The sequence below is a fragment of the Kitasatospora sp. NPDC059817 genome, from assembly GCF_042731835.1.
GTDB lineage: Bacteria > Actinomycetota > Actinomycetes > Streptomycetales > Streptomycetaceae > Kitasatospora.
The window spans coordinates 1-2,361 of sequence record NZ_JBHWIR010000387.1 but is presented as its reverse complement, the minus strand read 5'-3'; the positions used below and the strand labels follow the sequence as shown (position 1 = coordinate 2,361).

Annotated in this window: 2 protein-coding genes; both read left to right on the top strand. The window is 70.2% G+C overall.

Going from position 1 to position 2,361, the window contains the following annotated elements; translation table 11 throughout:
• Positions 1-268: 268 nt before the first annotated feature.
• The gene (locus ACFV61_RS35570) at positions 269-1,375 is read left to right on the top strand and encodes an ATP-binding cassette domain-containing protein (protein ID WP_380496290.1); all 1,107 of its coding nucleotides are present in this window, start codon (positions 269-271) and stop codon (positions 1,373-1,375) included.
• A gap of 1 nt (position 1,376) precedes the next feature.
• Positions 1,377-2,234, top strand: coding sequence for an ABC transporter permease (locus ACFV61_RS35565; protein ID WP_063348013.1), 858 nt, complete (start codon positions 1,377-1,379; stop codon positions 2,232-2,234).
• Positions 2,235-2,361 lie beyond the last annotated feature (127 nt).

Genomic DNA, 2,361 nt, shown 5'->3' with positions numbered 1-2,361 from the left:
CCGGACAGAACAACCGGAGGACAGCCCAGCAGGGCGTCAGTCAGTGGCAGAGCCACGACCACCAGGGACCCGGTTAGAACTATCAGTGTCAGTGGTCCCTGTCACGATGGCGGAGCCCTGTGCCTTGACGCGATATATCGCGTGCTGCCAGACTCGCGATACATCGCGTTCTGTGTTCTGGTAGGCGAAAACCGAGTCGCCCGCATGCCCGAAAAAGGGGCAGAGTGTGACAGATCGCCCATATTCGTCCGAGGAGATGAGGCAGGCCATGGCGCCAGCCATCCAAGCCGAGAACCTGGTCAAGACCTTCGGCGACGTACGAGCCCTGGACGGCGTCAGCCTCGACGTCCCCGAGGGCACGGTGCTCGGGCTGCTCGGCCCGAACGGCGCCGGCAAGACCACCACCGTGCGAGTCCTCACCACCCTGCTGCGCCCCGACTCGGGCCGCGCGGTGGTCGCCGGCGTCGACGTGCTCAAGCACCCCAACAAGGTCCGCAGCCTGATCGGCCTGTCCGGCCAGTACGCGGCGGTCGACGAGTACCTCACCGGCTTCGAGAACCTCCAGATGGTCGGCGAGCTCTACCAGATGAGCGCCCGTCAGGCGAAGGTGAGGGCGCTGGAGCTACTGGAGTGGTTCAACCTCACCGAGGCCAAGGACCGCACCGCCAAGACCTACTCCGGCGGCATGCGCCGCCGCCTCGACCTCGCCGCCGCGCTGGTCGTCCGCCCGCCGGTGATGTTCCTCGACGAGCCGACCACCGGCCTCGACCCGCGCAACCGGCTCGCGCTCTGGGAGGTCATCGAGACCCTGGTCGAGCAGGGCACCACGCTGCTGCTCACCACCCAGTACCTGGAGGAGGCCGACCGGCTGGCGCACGACATCGCCGTCGTCGACCACGGCCGGGTGATCGCCCGCGGCACCGCCGACCAGCTCAAGGCCCAGATCGGCGGCGAGCGGATAGAGGTCGTGGTGCACGAGCCTGGCCTGGTCGCCGACGCGGTCGCGGCGCTGTCCGGGTACGCGCTGGGCGAGCCGGCGGTGGAGAAGAACACCCGCCGGATCACCGTGCCGGTCAGCGGCGGCGCCCGGGTGCTCGCCGACGTCATCCGCGAACTCGACGCCCGCGGCATCGAGATCGACGACATCGGCCTGCGCCGCCCGACCCTGGACGACGTGTTCCTCACCCTCACCGGCCACGTCGCCGAGACGGTGGAGGAGGAGAACGGATCCGGCGGCCGCGGCCGGGGCGGCCGAGGCAAGGGCGGGCCGTCCGCCGAGGGGTCGCCCGCCGAGGGGCCGTCCGCCGAGGGGCCGGACGGCTCCGACGGCCAGGGACCGGACAAGCAGGCCGTCGCGGCCGGAACGGAGCGCTGAGATGAGCACCGCCACCGAGCACGCCATCGGCGAGGCGATGCCCAGGCAGCGCCGCGGCATCGCCGCCACCCTGCACGACTCCTGGGTGGTCGCCAAGCGCAACCTGCGCCGGATGACCAGGATCCCCGAGATCGTGGTCTTCGGGCTGATGCAGCCGGTCATGTTCGTGCTGCTGTTCTCGTACGTGATGGGCGGGGCGATCAAGATCCCCGGGGCGAGCTCCAGCTCCGACTCGTACATCCAGTTCCTGATGGCCGGCATCTTCGCCCAGACCGTCACCTTCGCCGTCGCCGGCGCCTCCGCCGGGATCGCGGAGGACATGACCAAGGGCCTGGTGGACCGCTTCCGCTCGCTGCCGATGGCCCGCTCGGCGGTGCTGGTCGGCCGCACCCTCGCCGACCTGTGCCAGACCGCGTTCACCGTGATCGTGCTGGCCCTGGTCGCGCTGCTGGTCGGCTGGCGGATCCACGACGGCGTGCTCAACGCGCTCGGCGCCTTCGGCCTGCTGCTCCTGCTCGGCTACGCGTTCTCCTGGATCGGCGCGCTGATCGGGCTCTCGGTGCGCAGCCCCGAGGCGGCCACCTCGGCCGGCCTGATCTGGCTGTTCCCGCTGACCTTCGTCTCCAACGCCTTCGTGCCGGTCAGCTCGATGCCGGGTTGGCTGCAGACGGTCGCGTACTGGAACCCGTTCAGCGCCACCGTGCAGGCCTGCCGGGACCTGTTCGGCAACCAGGTCGGCCCGGTGGACGCCACCTGGCCGATGCAGCACGCCGCGCTGGTGTCGGTGCTGTGGTCGGTGCTGATCACCGCGGTGTTCTCCTGGCTGTCGGTGCGCAAGTACCGCTCGGCCGTGGGCTGAACCGCGCCCGGTACGCCGCGAGGGCGGCCGCGGAGTCCAGGGACGGCGCCGCGCCCCCCCAGGGGGGGGGGTGTGTTGTGAAGGCGGGTGCTGTGTGTTTTAAACAACAGACGCTTCCCACGAAAAA